This is a genomic window from Actinomyces ruminicola (assembly GCF_900103885.1).
GTDB lineage: Bacteria > Actinomycetota > Actinomycetes > Actinomycetales > Actinomycetaceae > Actinomyces > Actinomyces ruminicola.
This window is the reverse complement of sequence record NZ_FNIM01000003.1, coordinates 148,672-164,750: the sequence shown is the minus strand read 5'-3', so window position 1 is coordinate 164,750 and position 16,079 is coordinate 148,672. Positions and strand designations below refer to the sequence as shown.

Sequence of the window (16,079 nt, the reverse complement as noted above, 5' to 3'; positions counted from 1 at the left end):
CCTGTTTGCCGAGAAGCTGATAGAAGACCTCTGTGAAGACCGTACGTACCCTTATGCGCAGCGTGCGCGAGTACAGGACGGCGTCGGTGCAGGCGCCGCTGTTCATGGTGGGTGAGGCCGGGCTCGAGTGCATCCTGCCCCTCATGATGGCCGAGCTCATCGACACCCTCACCGGCAGCTCCATGGGCCCGATCCTGCGCATCGGCCTGGTACTGGTGCTCATGGCCATGATCTCGCTGGTGTGCGGCATCATGTCCGGCCTGCGTGCCGCCACCGCCGCCGCCGGTCTGGCCCGCAACCTGCGTCAGGACCTGTTCTACCGGGTGCAGGAGTTCTCCTTCGCGGACATCGACCGCTTCTCGACGTCGTCACTGGTCACCCGCATGACCACCGACGTCACCAACGTGCAGAACGCCTACCAGATGATCATCCGCGTGGCCGTGCGCGTGCCCCTCATGGTCGTCTTCTCGATCATCATGACGCTGACCATCAACGCCCGCCTGGCGCTGATCTTCATCGTCATGCTGCCGCTGCTCGGCGGCGCGCTCATCGGCCTGGCCGCCTACGTGTTCCCCATCTTCCAGCGGATCTTCAAGAAGTACGACGCCCTGAACAACTCCGTGCAGGAGAACGTCTCCGCGATCCGCGTGGTGAAGTCCTTCGTCACCGAGGAGCACGAGAAGACGAAGTTCCGCGCCGCCTCCCAGGAGGTCCGCAAGGACTTCACCTACGCCGAGAAGATCCTGGCCCTCAACGGCCCGATCATGGTCTTCTTCATCTACGTGGCGCTCATGCTGGTCAACTACCTGGGCGCCCGGGTGGTCGTTTCCAGCGGCGGCACCGAGCTGACCACCGGCGAGTTCTCCTCACTGATGACCTACGGCGTGCAGATCCTCGCCTCAATGATGATGCTCGCCTTCATCTTCGTGATGGTGTCGATGTCGGCGGAGTCCGCCAACCGCATCGCCGAGGTAATCGAGCACGAGCCCACCCTCACCTCCCCCGCCGACGGCCTCACCGAGGTAGCCGACGGCGAGGTCCGCTTCGAAGGCGTCTCCTTCCGCTACTCCGCCGACGCCGAGGCCGACGTCCTGCACGGCATCGACCTGACCATCCCCTCCGGCTCCACCCTCGGCATCGTGGGCGGCACCGGATCGGCGAAGACCACCCTCATCCAGCTCATCTCCCGGCTGTACGACGCCACCGGCGGGAGGGTGAGCGTCGGCGGCGTCGACGTGCGCGACTACGACCTGGAGTCCCTGCGCGACGCCGTCGCCGTCGTCCTGCAGAAGAACGTCCTGTTCGCCGGCACCATCAAGGAGAACCTGCGCTGGGGCGACCCCGACGCCACCGACGCCGAGCTCGTCCACGCCTGCGAGCTCGCCCAGGCGGACGAGTTCATCCGCCAGTTCCCCGACGGCTACGACACCCGTATCGAGCAGGGCGGCACCAACGTATCCGGCGGCCAGAAGCAGCGCCTGTGCATCGCCCGCGCCCTGCTCAAACGGCCGAAGATCCTGATCCTGGACGACTCGACCTCCGCCGTCGACACCCGCACGGACGCCCTCATCCGCCGCGCCTTCGCCGAGGAGATCCCGGACACCACCAAGATCATCATCGCCCAGCGGCTTTCCTCCGTGGAGCACGCCGATCAGATCGTCGTCCTCGACGACGGCCGCATCCTGGAGCACGGCACGCACGCCGAGCTCATGGCGGCCGGCGGGGAGTACCAGCAGATCTACGAGTCCCAGAACCGCACCAGCCAGGAACAGGAGGTGGCGTGACCGTGGCACGCAACCGCACCGACCGGCCCGAGGAGCGTCCCGACGCCGAGCAGCCGACCGCCGTCGCCCCGCAGCAGAGCGCCGGGGCTGGGGACCAGCCCGACCCGCACGACCTGCCGCGCATTGAGCACCCGGCCCGCCGCCTGGCGGCCTACGTCTTCCACTACTACCCGTGGCGGCTGATCGTCTCCGCCATCAGCATCGTCATCGCCTCGGTCGCCTCAACGGTCGCCGCGATCTTCATGCAGCGGGTGGTCGACGAGGTCATCACCCCCGGCCTGAGCACCGGGCTCGACGCCGTCATGCCCACGCTCGTGCACATCATCACCGCCATGGGCGTCGTCTACGGCCTCGGCGTGATCACCAACTTCCTGTTCTCACGGATCATGGCCGTGGTCACCCAGGGCTCGCTCAAGCACATGCGCGACGACATGTTCGACCGCATGCAGTCCCTGCCGATCAAGTACTTCGACACCCACGCCCACGGCGCGATCATGTCGACCTACACCAACGACACCGACGCCGTGCGCCAGCTGATCGGCCAGTCGGTGCCCACACTCATCCAGTCCGCCCTGACGCTCGGGGCGATGCTGGCGATGATGCTCTACTACAGCCTGTGGCTGACCATCCTGGTGGCCGTCGCGGCCGCGGTGATGGTGGGCGCCACCCGCAACCTGGGCGGGAAGTCGTCGCGCTACATGGTGGCCCAGCAGCAGTCGCTGGCCACGGAGGAGGGCTTCATCGAGGAGATGATGGGCGGCCAGAAGGTGGTCCAGGTCTTCAACCACGAGGAGGCCGCCAAGTCCGACTTCGACGCCTTGAACCGGCAGCTGTTCTCCGACTCGGAGAAGGCCAACCAGTACGGCAACATCCTCGCCCCGGCGATGGGCAACCTGGGCAACCTGCTGTACGTGCTGGTCGCCATTGTGGGCGGGCTGCTCATCCAGCTGCAGGTAACCAATATCGGTTTCTCCGGCATGGGCACCATCACCGTCGGCATCATCGTCTCCTACCTGGCGATGGTGCGGCAGCTGTCCCAGACCATCAACCAGGCCTCCCAGCAGGTCGCTCTGATCGCCATGGGGCTGGCCGGCGCCGGCCGCGTCTTCGCCCTCATCGACGAGCAGCCCGAGCAGGACGCCGGCTATGTGGGCCTGGTCGACGCCGTCGAGACGGCCGACGGCGGGGTTCAGCCCGCCGACCACAAGACCGACGTGTGGGCCTGGCGCCACCCCCACCAGGCGGACGGCACTGTCACCTACACGCGGCTGCGCGGCGAGATCGTCATGAAGCACGTCGACTTCTCCTACGACGGCGTCAAGGAGGTCCTCCACGACGTCTCCCTGTGGGCCAAGCCGGGGCAGAAGATCGCCTTCGTGGGCGCCACTGGTGCCGGCAAGACCACGATCACGAACCTGATCAACCGCTTCTACGACATCGACGACGGCAAGATCCGCTACGACGGCATCAACATCAACAAGATCGCCAAGGCGGACCTGCGTCGCTCGCTGGGCGTGGTGCTGCAGGACGTGCGCCTGTTCACGGGCACCGTCATGGACAACATTCGCTACGGGCGCCTGGACGCCACCGACGAGGAGTGCATCGAGGCGGCGAAGCTGGCGAACGCCGACGGCTTCATCCGCCGCCTGCCGCACGGCTACCAGACGGTCATCTCCGGCGACTCCTCGAGCCTGTCCCAGGGGCAGGCGCAGCTGCTGTCCATCGCCCGCGCCGCCGTCGCCGACCCGCCGGTGATGATCCTGGACGAGGCCACCAGCTCCATCGACACCCGCACCGAGGCCCTGGTGCAGGCGGGCATGGACAACCTCATGCGGGGCCGGACGGTGTTCGTGATCGCCCACCGCCTGTCCACGGTGCGCAACTCCGACGCGATCATGGTGCTGGACCACGGCCGCATCATCGAGCGGGGCAGCCACGACCAGCTCATCGAGCAGCGCGGCACCTACTACCAGCTCTACACCGGCGCCTTCGAGTTGGAGTAGCCCTGGAGTGGTTCCGGGGGGAGCCCCGCGAGAGCTCCGGGGGGTGCCCCCGTACAGCCCCGGGTAGCCCAGCAGTACCCCGCCGTCCCCCTTCGCCGAGATCGGTAGAAGTAACGTGCCGAGATCGGTAGAAGTTGCCGCTGCGGACGGCCGGGAAGCGACGCCGATGTCTGGCTCGTCCCCTACCGGTACTCCTGCTACGTGGGCGGAGGCGCGGAACTGATAGGCGTTGTCCATAAGCGTCGTCGGTATACCTCGCGCCGATGGCCGACAGCCAGGACCAGTACGAGCAGTACGTTGTCCTCCACCTCGTAGATGATGCGGTAGCTTCCGGTGCGCGCTCGCCACTCGCCGTCGCCACCTACCAGCTTCTTCGCGCCGGGAGGGCGCGGAGTCTGCGCAAGCAGGTCGATCGCCACCTGGACTCGGCGACGGGCCTGTACGTCGAGCTTGCGCAGTTGTTTTGCGGCCGCAGGGCTGAGTTCGACCTGGTAGATCATGTCAACCCGAGGTCCGCCTTGACCTGGTCCCAGGGGAGAGTCCCGTGTTCCTCAATCTCCGCACGTGCGTTGCGGGCTGCTTCAATGTCAGCCAAGTCCTCGGCCGCCTCGACGAGGCGGTCCAGGTCATCGGCATCAATCACCGCCGCCACCCGACGACCGCGCCGAGTCAGAAAGACAGGCTCATGGCGCACCCGCGCCTCATCAACTACTTCGGCCAGGCGGGCTCGAGCATCCGTCACAGTCAACTCCGTCACAAAGACAGTCTGCCTCAAAAGCGCCGAAATGTACATACTGTGCCGTTTACGCGTGATCGTTAGGCAGCGTCCGGAGCCCCACCAACTCCTACTCCTTAAAGCCGCACAACAAGGAGGCCCGGGATGACATCCGTCGTCCCGGGCCTCCTTGGGGCTTGCACGGTGGAGCTACCTAGCGACACCGAGCGGCATTGACGGCCGCGAGACTACGCCGTCGTCTTTCGCAGGGCGTGCAGGCCCCACAGGCCGATGAGCGACGGCGCCGCCCCGAGCACGCCGGCGAGGATCGGGGGTGCCTCGCCCCAGCCCAGCCAGTCCCTGGACCACTCGCCAGTAGCAATGTTCCAGGCAGACAGCGACACCAGCGTCGCAAGCGCAATCAGGTACCACACCACAGGTGGCGCCAGCCGCAACAAGCGCGCCGACTCCGCCCGCACCGTCTCTTGTTGCCATTCCTGTACTTCGGTCATGACACGCTCCTTTGCGTCCCAGGGAGAGCCGCGGACGGCCCGCCCCAAGTTGAGCACTGCCTCACTTGGGGTGAGCCGTCCGTTTTGACCGATCTCGGCACGTAACTTCTACCGATCTCGACACGTAACTTCTACCGATCTCGGCGAGGGAGGCCGGGGCGGGCTGCCCGTCACAGGTTCTCGAGGATGTTCTTCCCGAGGGCCAGGTGGCGGTCGAGCTGCTCGTCGGCGTCGTTGAGGTAGAAGGCGTGGCCCTCGTACTCGCTGATGAAGACGCCCTGGAAGCCACCCTCGGCGAGGATGGACAGCGCCTTGTCGTACGGGATCGTCGGCTCGAAGACCTTGCCGTTCTCGTCCAGTTCCAGGTGGTAGAACTTGCCGTGCACGTACTTCACATACGGCACCATCGCGGCGAAGGAGTCGAGCTCCGCCGGCGCGAAGGACAGGTAGCCGAACCATTCGGAGATGGCGACCTTCTCTCCCTCGCCGCCGCCCATGTTCTTGGCGACGTGCTCCTGCATCTCCTCCTCGGTCATGCCGTTGTGGCGGTTGGCGATGATCCAGTCGAGGGTCTCCCGCTTGGCGCCCAGGCCCACGTAGCGGTTGATGGCGATCTCGGTGGGCCGCTCGATGAACATGCCGAAGTCGGGCACCAGGCCGAAGGAGCCGAGCTGGTGCTTCTCGATCGTCTCCATGAAGCCGAGCGTGGTGGCGTCGGAGGGGGTGTGCGGGGCGTGGATCTCGAAGCCGATCTGCACGCCGTAGCGCTCTGCCAGGTCGTTGACGGCGGGGGCCAGCTCCGGCTCGAAACCGGTGGCGCGCATGTACTTCGCGCCGACGTTCCGGGCGGTCATGATGTCCAGCCGGATGTCGGAGAGGATGTCCTCGCGGCTCATCTGGTAACCGGTGATGCGCCCGAGGTCGACGTAGCCGCCGTAGGAGAAGACCTCCACGCCGTGCTTCTCGCCGGCGGCCAGCACCGCGTCGATCTCATCGGCGCGAGGAGTGGGGTACTGCTGGAAGGTCTGCCCACCGACCAGCTCCACCTTGCTGATGCCCTTGGCGGCGACGTGCTCGAAGATCGTGTCGATGCTCCAGTCGTCGTTCTCGATGAACTCCTGGGTGTAGCTGTAGCAGGAGATGGCCTGCTCGATGCCGTTGATCTTTGCCATGGGTCTTGCTCCTCAGTTCTCAGAGTCCTCGGCCACCGTGAGGGTGCCGGATGCGGAGGCGTCAAACATTCCGTAGACGCCGGGGGCGAACTGCATGTAGACGACGCGCGCCTCGCACACGAAGTCGACGTCGTGCTCGCCGGCGGCCAGCGGCTCGCCGGTCACGTGCAGGCGAATCGGGGTCTTAACGCCCCAGTACTCGGTGAAGGCCAGTGGCACCTGCGGCAGGCGCAGGAACTTGCCGTTGATCTCCACCAGGATGCGGTCGTCGTCGACCCGCTCGCCGTCGACGCTGAGCTCCATCCGCTCGACGGCGGAGATCGGGGTGCCGCGGTAGTAGTTGAGGCCGACGTCGAGGACGTAGCCGTCGGAGTCGTTGGCGAGACGGCGCAGCACCTGCTCGTCAAAGCCGAGCTTCATGAATTTGGTGGGCATGGATGGTTCCTTCCAAAGGATTGGTGTGAAGGGAAGTAAGCCGGACAGGCGGCGCCTCAGGCCACCGTGACCTTCCGGGTGAAACGGTTCTCGGAGATGAACGGGAGGTACGACACCCGCAGACGCAGGTTGACGTGGATCTCGTGCTCTCCGGGCGTGAGCCCGCCGGGGCGCAGCACGGTGATGGTCGCGAAGGTGCGCAGCTCCCAGCGCACGTCGGAGACGTCGGCGAGCTCGTCGAAGGTGCGAGTTACGCCGTTGTAGGTGAAGCGCAGGTCCTCCTCGGGTACGGCCTCGCCGTCGACCGTGACCTCGGGGGTCTCGATCATGGACAGTCCCAGGCCGCGGTAGTAGGGGATGTGGCTCTCGAAGGAGAAGCCCGCCACCTCGCCGTCGGGACCGGTGACATTGCGAACGGTTCCCTCGTGAATGATCATCTCGTCGAACATGTCAGTTCTCCTCTCCGATGAGTGCCTTGAGCATGGCCTGGTGGGCGGCCACCTGGGTGACGGAGTCGACGGGCTCGGCGTCCTCGATATGACGGTTGCCCTCGTACTCGCTGGAGAGGTAGCCGTCGTAACCGATCTCGTCCAGGACGGGGACGATCTCGTGGTAGGGGATGGAGTACTCGTGCCAGTAGTCGAAGCCGGGCACCTCGTGCATCTCGTAGAACTTGGCGTGGATGTGCTTGATGAACTCGGCGTGGTCGCGCAGGCAGTCAACGGGCTGGGCGATCATGTGGATGCCGTTGCGGGCCAGGCCCAGGGTGACGCCGTCGACGCCCTGGCGCTCCAGGCGGTCGAAGACGGCCTGGGTGTCGCCGTGGGAGTTGTAGGTGTCAACGATCTCGCGGGTGAGCTCCGGGTCGGCGCCGTCACGCAGGGCACGATCCACGACCACGCGCGGCAGCTTGTGGACGAAGATGCCCATGTCCGGCACGCAGCCGACGACGTCGGAGCCAACCTTCTCGCCGACCTCCAGGTGCCGCTTGATCCAGTCGTCCTCGAAGGAGTACGGGGAGTGGACCTCTACGCCCATCCACACGCCGTGGTCGCGCGCGTAGGGGGCAGCGGACTCGACCACCTCGGGCGGGGTGTTGACGATGATGCGGATGCCCTTGGCGCCGAGCTTGGCGGTGTGCCGGATGTCGCGCTTGAGCGAGTCGACCATCTCGGAGTGGTTGAGCAGGCGGCCGCGGTAGCGCTTGGTGTCCAGGAACATGTCATGCACGGTCGGCGTGGTGCCGTACTTGACCATGAGGTCCTTCCACCAGGAGTAGAAGGAGTCGGGCAGGTCTGCCTGCCCGGGGAAGGGGAAGCCGGGGATCATCTGCTCGCCGAGGGTCTCGATGCCCAGCGCGCCCTCCTTGGCGGCTGCGGCGACGCAGTCTTCGAGGGTGAAGGTGCCGTGGGCGTACTCGTGCTGGTACGAGTACAGGCTGACTCCGCGTTTGATCTGCGAGGTCATGGATGCGCTCCTCTCTGAGTGCGGGTTATGTGTTTGGAAGTTGTAGGTGCGGGCGACGGGTGCGGTTCGGCCCCGGCCCCGCGGTGGGGACCGGGGCCGAACCTGTTGCTGTCCGTCAGGTGACGCCGTGAGGCGCGGCCGGGACGGTGCGGCGTGTTATCGCGGAGGGCGACGGCGTGACCGCGGTGTGCCACGGCGTCGACCCCGCTGGGTTGTGGGAGAGATCGGGCTCAGTCGAAGTAGACGGGCTTGCCGCCCTGGGCCGCGGACTTGTAGATGCCGTCGAGGATCTCGGTGACGACGACGGCCTGGTCGGCGGTCACGTAGGGCTCGGTGTCGTTGAGGATGGCGTCGAGCCACAGGCCGGCCTCCAGGCCGCCCATGTAGGAGAAGCCGGTCTGGGCGCCGCCGACGCCGCCGGCGGAGAAGTAGGCGCCGCCCGCGCCGAAGCCGGTGTTGACCTGCTTGCCGCCCTCGATGGAGTTGACGTCGACGACCAGGTTGGCGGAGCCGGCCGGGTCCTGGATGGTCTCGGCGCCGGCCTCGGTGCCCATGATGGTGATGCAGCCCTCGCGAGCGGCCTTGATGTTCAGAGCCCAGGAGGCCTCGACGAACAGGGAGGCGCCGTTCTTGAAGGTGACGAACCCGAAGGCGGAGTCCTCGACCTCGTAGGTGGCCGGGTCCCACTCGCCACCGATGTTGCCCTCAGGCTTGTCGGCCAGCTTGTAGTTGACCACGCCGGTGACGGAGGCGACGTCGTAGTTGTTCATCAGCCACAGGGCCACGTCGATCGAGTGGCCGCCCAGGTCGATGAGCGGGCCGCCGCCCTGCTTGGTCTTGTCGGTGAACACGCCCCAGATCGGCACGCCGCGACGACGGGTGGCGTGGGCCTTGGCGGCGTAGATCTCGCCGAACTTGCCCTCGTCGGCCAGGGCCTTGAGGAACTGGTACTCCTCGCGCTGGCGGTACTGGAAGCCGACGGTCAGCTTCTTGCCGGTCCGCTTGGCGGTGTCGCGCATCTTGCGAGCGTCCTCGCCGGTGACGGCCATCGGCTTCTCCACCATCACGTGCTTGCCGGCCTCCAGGGCCGCGCAGGTGATCTCACAGTGGTTGGCGTTCCAGGTGCACACGTGCATGACATCGATGGAGTCGTCGTTCACGAGATCCATGTAGTCGGTGGTGGTGTAGGCGTCCTCGTTGCCCCACTGAGCCTTACCGGCCTCGGCACGCTCGATGTCGAAGTCGCAGAAGGCGACGATCTCGCACTTGTCCTTGTGCTGCGCCAGACCCACCAGGTGCTTCTGGGTTCCGATGAACCCCAGACCCACGATGCCGATGCGAAGCTTCTTGCTCATATCTGAACTCCTGTGTTCGGGTTGAGCCCGCCGGCGATGGCCGGGCCCGACGGGATGCGTTCCCGCCTCACGTGTTCTATTCAACTCGGCGGCCACAACCGAACCCAAGCCCACAATGCCGTACTTGCGCCCTGTGCGTGCACAAGTCGCCCCGCAGGGAGGGCTCGCTCCGGGACGGTGCCGACATCTGCCAGGTGGTCAAGCAGTCGCTCCACGAGGAGGGGCCACTGCTTGCACCGGCAAGCAGCCTGTCTGCCTCGAAGGCAGCGAGGGGATGACGGCACGACATGTCCGAGTTCGGCACAAAGGCCCGCGGCTGGCCGCCCCGCGTCTTGAGGAGGGCTGAAATCACGCCATTTGCTGGCGCCGCCGATCTGGGCCCAGCGGCCTTCGTGCCGTTCTCCGACACGTCCGGCACGAGCACCGATCCCCGACCGTGGCAAGTACGCTCGCGAACAGCGGGTTCTAGTGTCCTTGTGCGGTTCCGCCGTCGTCGACGAGGTAGGCGGTGCGCGGACGCACCTGTAGGGGCAGTGAAGACGGGGTGCCGCACACCGGAGAAACCGGGGCTCACCCAAGAATCGCATGATTCTGCGGTTTCATCCATCGAGTCCAGAACCATGGAAAGCCTCCGGTGTGCAACAACGACCTTGCTGCACACCGGAGCACCATCACCGGAATCAGACCGAGCCGCCATTTCCGCACAAAATCAACGAAAAACCAGAACCAGGTAAGTTTGTCATGACAGCTCCAGTGTGCAGCGCCAATGAGGCCGCCCCTGCCGCCCCCAATCCGGAGGGAGCGGCCGCCGGCCGCCGCCACCCCGACCGATCTCGGCACGTAGCTTCTACCGATCTCGGCACGTAACTTCTACCGATCTCGGCGAGGGGAGACTAGGACAGGAGGTGGACGGGGCCGAGGAGGCCGTGGGGCACGGTCGGGTACTGCACCGCCCACGGGCCCTTCATGTAGACATCAGCGGCCAGCGTCGCGTTACGCAGCGTCGTGCGCACCTCGATCTCAATGACCGGGTCCTGTCCCGCGGCCACGACCGCCGCAAGCGCCTGCCCAACCGGGATGTCCACGTCATCGCGCAGCACCGGCCCGAACTCGCGGTCGCCCACCCGCACCACGGCGCTGCCGCCCAGCTCCCCGAGCCTCAGCACCGCGTCCGCGAGCGCGGCCGGGTCGGCGCCACCGTGCACGTCCGCGCGCACGTGGTAGACCCCGGTGCCGGAGACGTCCTTCAGCGCCGGCACTTCGCGCCAATCCGCGGGCCCCTGTCCGGGCAGGACGATGGTGCGCGGTCCGTCCGGCTCCTCGCTGGTGACGGTCAGGCTCCACCCCGTAAGCGCGATCTCCTCGCCGCCACTTCCGGTTCGCCCGCCCACGGCGGGCCCGGTCTCGCCCGCACTCGCACCGACGACGGCCCCGGCCACGGCACAGGCCCCGCCCGCACCCGCAACTTCACCGGTACCCGGACCAGGCTGCGGGGACACCAGTCGCAGCACCGCCAGCCCGAGCGGCTCCAGGGCCACCTGCACCCGCGTCACCCCGGCAGCGGCCTCGGCACCCACCGGCGTGATCGTGCCCGCGTCCAGGTCGAGGACCTCCACGCGCCCGGTCCCTTCGATCTCCAGCGGCAGCGCGACCGCCACGGCGGCGGGGTTGTACACGAGCACGTAGCGGCCCTCGTCGGCATCGCGCACCTGGCTCAGCAGCACCGGTCCGGCCCAGGCCACGCGCGGCCGCACGCCGAGCGCCGCGAGCGCGGCGGGCACCTCCTCCCAGCCATCCACACGCTTCACGCGCGCCCCGGTGAGCACGGCGGTGATCGCCTCCCGCACCGCCTCGCCGGCGTCGGCTCCGCCCCAGCCCGCATCCCCGGCGGGCGGCTGCCCGACGAAGATGATGGCCAGCCCTGCCGCAGCGACACGCGCCAGCGCGCGGGCCGCATCCAGCGGGATGGTGCCGCCCTGAAGCGCGGCGTCCAGAATCAGGGCCCGATAGGCCGGCCCGTCGGGGAAGAGCACCGTCCCGTCGGCATCCGTGTCGCGTTCGGGGCCGACGACCCCCTCCTCGGCCAGGCCGACCGGGTCGAGGATCTGCACGTTGTATCCGGCCCGTTCCAGCGGCTCGGCGTCGATGAGTCGGTCGGGGGCGGTGGCGTCGGCCTCGGCGTTGCCGCGGGCGGCGGTGGTCAGGAAGCCGTCGCGGTAGACGGCCACGTCCGCCCGGGGGGTGCCGGTCTCCAGCACGGCGGTGCCCCGCGCCCAGTAGTCGGTCAGGCCCCGCCAGTGCTGCCACTGGGGGAAGTGCCGGTGGTTCCAGGACTCGGAGACCACCGTGCCGAAGCGTCCGCGGGTGGGCCAGGGCGCCTCGGGGTCCTGGGCGGCGAAGCCGTGCACGAAGGGCTTGGTGACGCCCACCGCCCACTCCTTGTCGAGCATGTGCCGGTAGTCGGCCAGGGAGAAGTCGTAGCACTTGTCCATCTGGGCGCCGAGCTCGGTGGACACGCGCGCGGCCCCGCCCTGGTGGGCGCCGGCCACGCAGCTGCGCTGCCAGTCCAGGGAGAAGCGCCAGTTGGGGTGGTCCATGCGCATGGGGACGCGGTCGCCGGAGTTCAGGGACTCCACCTCCGCGCGCCCGCCGCAGCGCACCAGCTCGCGGAAGGAGCGGACCGGTTCCAGGTTCTGCCCATAGGCGGCCTGGGCCTTGTGCCGCATGCCGTGCCCGGCGGCCCAGTCCTGGATGAGGGCCAGGTGGTCGCCGACGTAAAGGTCGGTGACGGTGCGGTCGTAGTCGGCGCGCACGCGCCGCCCCAGGTCGGTGGTGGCTCCGTCCGCGTCGGCGGATTCGAAGTCGGGCCGCGGGGGCGCCTCGGGCACCCAGTAGCGGCACTGGCCGTGAGCCATGAGCAGCGGCAGGTAGCGGGTGGGGTCGTAGCCGCGCCGGGCCCGGAAGCGCTCGAGGAAGCCGCGGCTCCAGAACAGGCAGTCGGCGTTCAGCTCCAGGGAGTCCTCGAACAGTTCGGTGGCGGTGGAGTCCTCCGCCTCCAGGGCGGCCGCACCCGCCGCCCCGATCTGGTGCTCGTCCAGGTAGCCCAGGGCGGCGCGGGCGGCGGTCGCGTCCAGGAAGCTGGTGACCCCCTGCTCGCTGTCGCGGCTCCAAAACGCCATGAGCGCCCACTGACCCGGCCCGGGCCTCCAGGTGACGACGGCGCTCGCGCCCTCGCCGCGCACGGCACCGGTCAGGACGGTCAGGGTGGTCTCATCCAGCAGGGTGGAGCGCTCGGGCTCGATGATCTTGGTGGGCTTGCCCCAGGGGTTGCCGGAGTCCACCACGCGCGGCGGCGTGCCGCGCTGCACCACCCGGGCGGCGACGACGGCGATCAGCTTCCCGCCGCGCTCGCGGTCCGGGTCGTCGAAGGGCGCCGGCACGGGCGTGGTGATGGCGCCGCCCAGGCTGTCGGCGGGTGCGGAGCTCTCAGCGGCGCCCCGGCCGGTGCCGGCCCGAGCGGCGCTCCGGCGGTCGCCCTCGACCCAGGCGACCCCGTACTGGAGCTCCTGCGCGGCGTGGGCGGTGCCGCGGGCGGTGTTGGGGGTCTGCAGCGGCCAGGCGGCTCCTAGAGTCATGGCCACGCCCACCCCCAGGCCCCGGGCCTCCTCCAGGACGGCCCCCAGTGCCTCGCGCTGGGCGGCATCGGCCCAGAAGCCCGGTGAGAAGGCGATCTCCACCTCCCCGAAGCCGGCGGCTGCGATCGCCCGCAGCTCTTCAAGTAGCTCCGCCACGGGGGTGGGCTGCTGCCACCACCAGCGGATCCCGGGGCGGTCGGCGGCCTCCGGGGTGGCGAAGCGGGCCCGGGTCAGGGATGCGCGGGTGGCGGGGCGGTGCAGGTCTGCGGGCGTGCTCATTGGACGTTCCTCGAATCTCTCAGTGCCTGGGCCTCACAGGGCCCGGTAGCGGAAGTCGGTGATGCGGGCGCTGCCCGGCCCGGCGGCGAAGACGGCGGGGCGCAGCGAGACCAGGTCGTTCGCGGTGTTGGCGTGGTAGCCGGAGCACTCCAGGGTGAGCGGGTAGTGGGTCCACTCCGCCTGCCCGGGGACGCGGTAGTACATCTGCACGATGTGCTCACGCTTCTCCAGGGCGAGTTCCAGCGCGCGGGTGCCCTCCGGCAGCGGCTGGCCGGCCCAGGTGGGGGTGCCGCCGGTCCAGGCCTGCAGCCGTCCCTCGGCAAGCTCCAGCCCGAGGAAGAGCCGGTGGTTGAAGAACAGCAGCAGACCGGCCGTGGTCTCGGGTGCCCCCGGGTCGCCCGCGCCGCCGTCGGCGCCCGTGGAGCCGAGCAGCTCAACACCCACCTGCACCCGGTAGGAGCGGTCGGGGGCACGCACGGTCATGGGCGAGGCCGACGCCGGCCCCTCCCCCTTGCCTGCCAGCACCAGGCCCTCACCGGTGAAGTCGGCGCGGGCGGTCTCGTCGGCGCCCGGCTGATCGAAGGTCCACCGCCAGCCCCAGGCGGGCGCAGCGAAGTCGTCGGACAGGGCGACGCCGTGGGGACGCTGCTCGCTGCCGCCGCCGGGCAGGGGCAACGGGGCGGTCAGGCCGCCGCCGCGGGCCACCGGCCAGCCGTCCTCGGTCCAGTCGACCGGTTCGAGCAGGATCTGCCGACCCAAGCCGGCATGGCCGTTCTCGTAGGCGTGGTAGATGACGTACCACTGCCCGCCGGGCCCCTCCAGCAGGGTGCCGTGGCCGCGGGACCACCAGGGCTGGGCGGGGTCGGTGCAGCGCAGCAGCGGGTTGGTGGGCATGTTCTCCCAGGGGCCGTCGATGGAGCGGGAGCGGGCCACGATGACCATGTGCCCGGTGGCGGGGCCGGCGGTGCCGCCGACGGCGGAGACCAGGTAGTGCCAGCCGTCGCGCATCACGTGCTTGGGCCCCTCCAGGGAGTAGGCCTCCACCACCCAGTCCTCGGGGTAGTGCCAGCCGTCGTAGACGTGCTCGACGTCCCCGACGGTGGCCAGGCCGTCGTCGGTGAGCCGGACCCGGTCGACGCCGTTGAGGAACAGGTAGCGCTCACCGTCCTCGCCCACGGCGTGGCCGGGGTCGATGTAGCCGCGCAGGCCCAGGTCGATGGGGCCGTGCCACTCGCCCTCGATGTCGTCGGCCCACATCACCGCGATGGTGGGGGCGTCCACCCGGGACCAGGAGGTGGGCATGAAGGGGATGTACATGTAGTAGCGGCCGGCGTGCTCGACCAGGTCGATGGCGAAGACGCTGCCCCAGGGCTCGGGGCAGGTGGGGCCGACGGGCTCCCAGTCCACCAGGTTCTCCGAGCGCCACAGCACGATGCCGGGGCTGGACTCGAAGGAGGAGTAGGTCAGGTAGTAGCGGTCCCCCACGCGCAGGACGGTGGGGTCGGGGTAGTCCCCGCCCATGACGGGGTTGCGGTAGGTGCCGTCGCCGAGGTTGGCGCGGCGCTGGTTCTCAATACCGCGCCCCCAGGCGGGGGCGGCGTTCTGGTTAGCGGTCGTCATGAGGTCTCTCCGGTGGTGCGATGGTGGTTCTTTGTAAGGAGTGCGGGAGGAAGGCCCGCTGTATGGGCTCAGCGCGTGACGTCACTGATGAAGGCGGCGAAGTGGGCACAGGTGGCCTTGGCCGTGGGCAGGCCGGGCACGGACAGGTGCCCGTGGATCTCCCCGGGCACGGTGTGCTGCTCGACGTCGACCCCGGCCTCCTCCAGCTGGGCGGCGAAGCGCTCCCCGGAGACGCGCAGGGTGTCCAGTTCGCAGTTCTCGATGAAGGTGCGCGGGTAGCCGGTGAGGTCCTCGGCCATGCCGGGCAGCGCGTAGCCGGGATGGCCGATGTTCAGCAGGTCGGGGCCGAGGTAGTTGCCCATGAGGAAGTGGTCCTGCTCGGGGTCGTCGACGAGGGCCGGGGGGAGGGTGGCGATGGCTGCGGCGAGTTCGGTGGAGGCAGGCGGACGGGGATAGTGCACCAGCGGGTAGGCGAGGAAGACGCCGGCGGGTGGGCAGTCCGCGTCGCGCCCGTGCAGGCCGATGGTGGCGGCCAGGCAGGCGCCGGCGCTGCCGCCGCCGACGGCTACGCGCTCGGGGTCGGTGGGCAGGCCGTGTCCGCCGGCGCGCACCCACTGGTAGGCCGCCCAGCAGTCGTCGTGCGGGACGGGGTGGTGGATGCCGTCACGGCACAGCCGGTAGGCGACGCTGATGACGGGAAGCCCGGTGGCGTCGGCCAGGCGGGCGGCGGTGTGATCGGCCTCGCCGGTGTCCAGGTCGCCGAAGATGAAGGCGCCCCCGTGGATCCAGACCACCGCCGCACGGCGGCCTTCGGCGTCGGGAGCGGCGAGCTCGGCCGGGGTGTACACGCGCACTGGCACGTCCCCGTGCGGACCGGGGGCGACGGCGTCGCGGCGCTCGACCTCGGGCAGGTCGATGGGCTCGACGGGGGCGTCGAAGCGTGCGAGCTGGGCCTGCTCCGCCTCGGTCAGATGCGGCCCGATCCGTGAGACGCCCTCGAGGTGGTGGACGCGCTCACCGTGGGGACCGGCGAGGTGGCCGACCTTCTCGGGGCCCTCGGTGACGACGACGGGTGCTGCTGAACTGTTCTTGCGCATGGTTG

General features: G+C 68.8%; 13 protein-coding genes. 2 read left to right on the top strand and 11 right to left on the bottom strand.

Annotation, left to right across the window (positions count from 1 at the left end; genetic code table 11):
• Positions 1-32: 32 nt before the first annotated feature.
• Both BLR49_RS04905 and BLR49_RS04900 read left to right on the top strand, forming a co-directional pair.
• The gene (locus BLR49_RS04905; RefSeq protein WP_092534303.1) at positions 33-1,784 is read left to right on the top strand and encodes an ABC transporter ATP-binding protein; all 1,752 of its coding nucleotides are present in this window, start codon (positions 33-35) and stop codon (positions 1,782-1,784) included.
• A gap of 113 nt (positions 1,785-1,897) precedes the next feature.
• A complete protein-coding gene (locus BLR49_RS04900; RefSeq protein WP_092534389.1) occupies positions 1,898-3,787 on the top strand; it encodes an ABC transporter ATP-binding protein in 1,890 nt (629 codons plus the stop codon).
• A 197-nt stretch (positions 3,788-3,984) separates the two neighbouring features.
• On the opposite strand, the gene BLR49_RS04895 is transcribed toward BLR49_RS04900, so the two are convergent.
• The 11 genes from BLR49_RS04895 to BLR49_RS04845 all read right to left on the bottom strand — a co-directional run bounded on the left by BLR49_RS04895 (position 3,985) and on the right by BLR49_RS04845 (position 16,074).
• Positions 3,985-4,287: a type II toxin-antitoxin system RelE family toxin gene (locus tag BLR49_RS04895; RefSeq protein WP_092534300.1), complete on the bottom strand. Its 303-nt coding sequence runs from the start codon at positions 4,285-4,287 to the stop codon at positions 3,985-3,987.
• On the bottom strand, positions 4,284-4,580 hold the full coding sequence (locus BLR49_RS04890) for a type II toxin-antitoxin system Phd/YefM family antitoxin (protein ID WP_092534297.1): 297 nt from the start codon (positions 4,578-4,580) through the stop codon (positions 4,284-4,286). Before BLR49_RS04890 ends, BLR49_RS04895 begins: the two co-directional genes overlap by 4 nt.
• 170 nt (positions 4,581-4,750) lie before the next feature.
• Complete coding sequence (locus BLR49_RS04885) at positions 4,751-5,014, bottom strand: hypothetical protein (RefSeq protein WP_092534294.1); 264 nt, start codon at positions 5,012-5,014, stop codon at positions 4,751-4,753.
• A 170-nt stretch (positions 5,015-5,184) separates the two neighbouring features.
• Positions 5,185-6,186: a TIM barrel protein gene (locus tag BLR49_RS04880; RefSeq protein ID WP_092534291.1), complete on the bottom strand. Its 1,002-nt coding sequence runs from the start codon at positions 6,184-6,186 to the stop codon at positions 5,185-5,187.
• 12 nt (positions 6,187-6,198) lie between these two features.
• Positions 6,199-6,621: a C-glycoside deglycosidase beta subunit domain-containing protein gene (locus BLR49_RS04875; RefSeq protein ID WP_092534288.1), complete on the bottom strand. Its 423-nt coding sequence runs from the start codon at positions 6,619-6,621 to the stop codon at positions 6,199-6,201.
• Positions 6,622-6,677: 56 nt separating this feature from the next.
• The gene (locus tag BLR49_RS04870) at positions 6,678-7,070 is read right to left on the bottom strand and encodes a C-glycoside deglycosidase beta subunit domain-containing protein (RefSeq protein WP_092534285.1); all 393 of its coding nucleotides are present in this window, start codon (positions 7,068-7,070) and stop codon (positions 6,678-6,680) included.
• Position 7,071: 1 nt separating this feature from the next.
• Positions 7,072-8,088 carry a sugar phosphate isomerase/epimerase family protein gene (locus BLR49_RS04865; protein ID WP_092534282.1) on the bottom strand — a complete coding sequence of 339 codons (1,017 nt, stop codon included), beginning with the start codon at positions 8,086-8,088 and terminating at the stop codon, positions 7,072-7,074.
• Positions 8,089-8,318: 230 nt separating this feature from the next.
• On the bottom strand, positions 8,319-9,443 hold the full coding sequence (locus BLR49_RS04860) for a Gfo/Idh/MocA family protein (protein WP_092534279.1): 1,125 nt from the start codon (positions 9,441-9,443) through the stop codon (positions 8,319-8,321).
• Positions 9,444-10,336: 893 nt separating this feature from the next.
• Entirely contained in the window at positions 10,337-13,357 is a 3,021-nt protein-coding gene (locus tag BLR49_RS04855; RefSeq protein ID WP_092534276.1) for a glycosyl hydrolase, read from the bottom strand.
• A gap of 33 nt (positions 13,358-13,390) precedes the next feature.
• A complete protein-coding gene (locus BLR49_RS04850) occupies positions 13,391-14,977 on the bottom strand; it encodes a family 43 glycosylhydrolase (RefSeq protein ID WP_092534273.1) in 1,587 nt (528 codons plus the stop codon).
• A gap of 68 nt (positions 14,978-15,045) precedes the next feature.
• Complete coding sequence (locus BLR49_RS04845; RefSeq protein ID WP_092534270.1) at positions 15,046-16,074, bottom strand: alpha/beta hydrolase; 1,029 nt, start codon at positions 16,072-16,074, stop codon at positions 15,046-15,048.
• Positions 16,075-16,079: the final 5 nt, after the last annotated feature.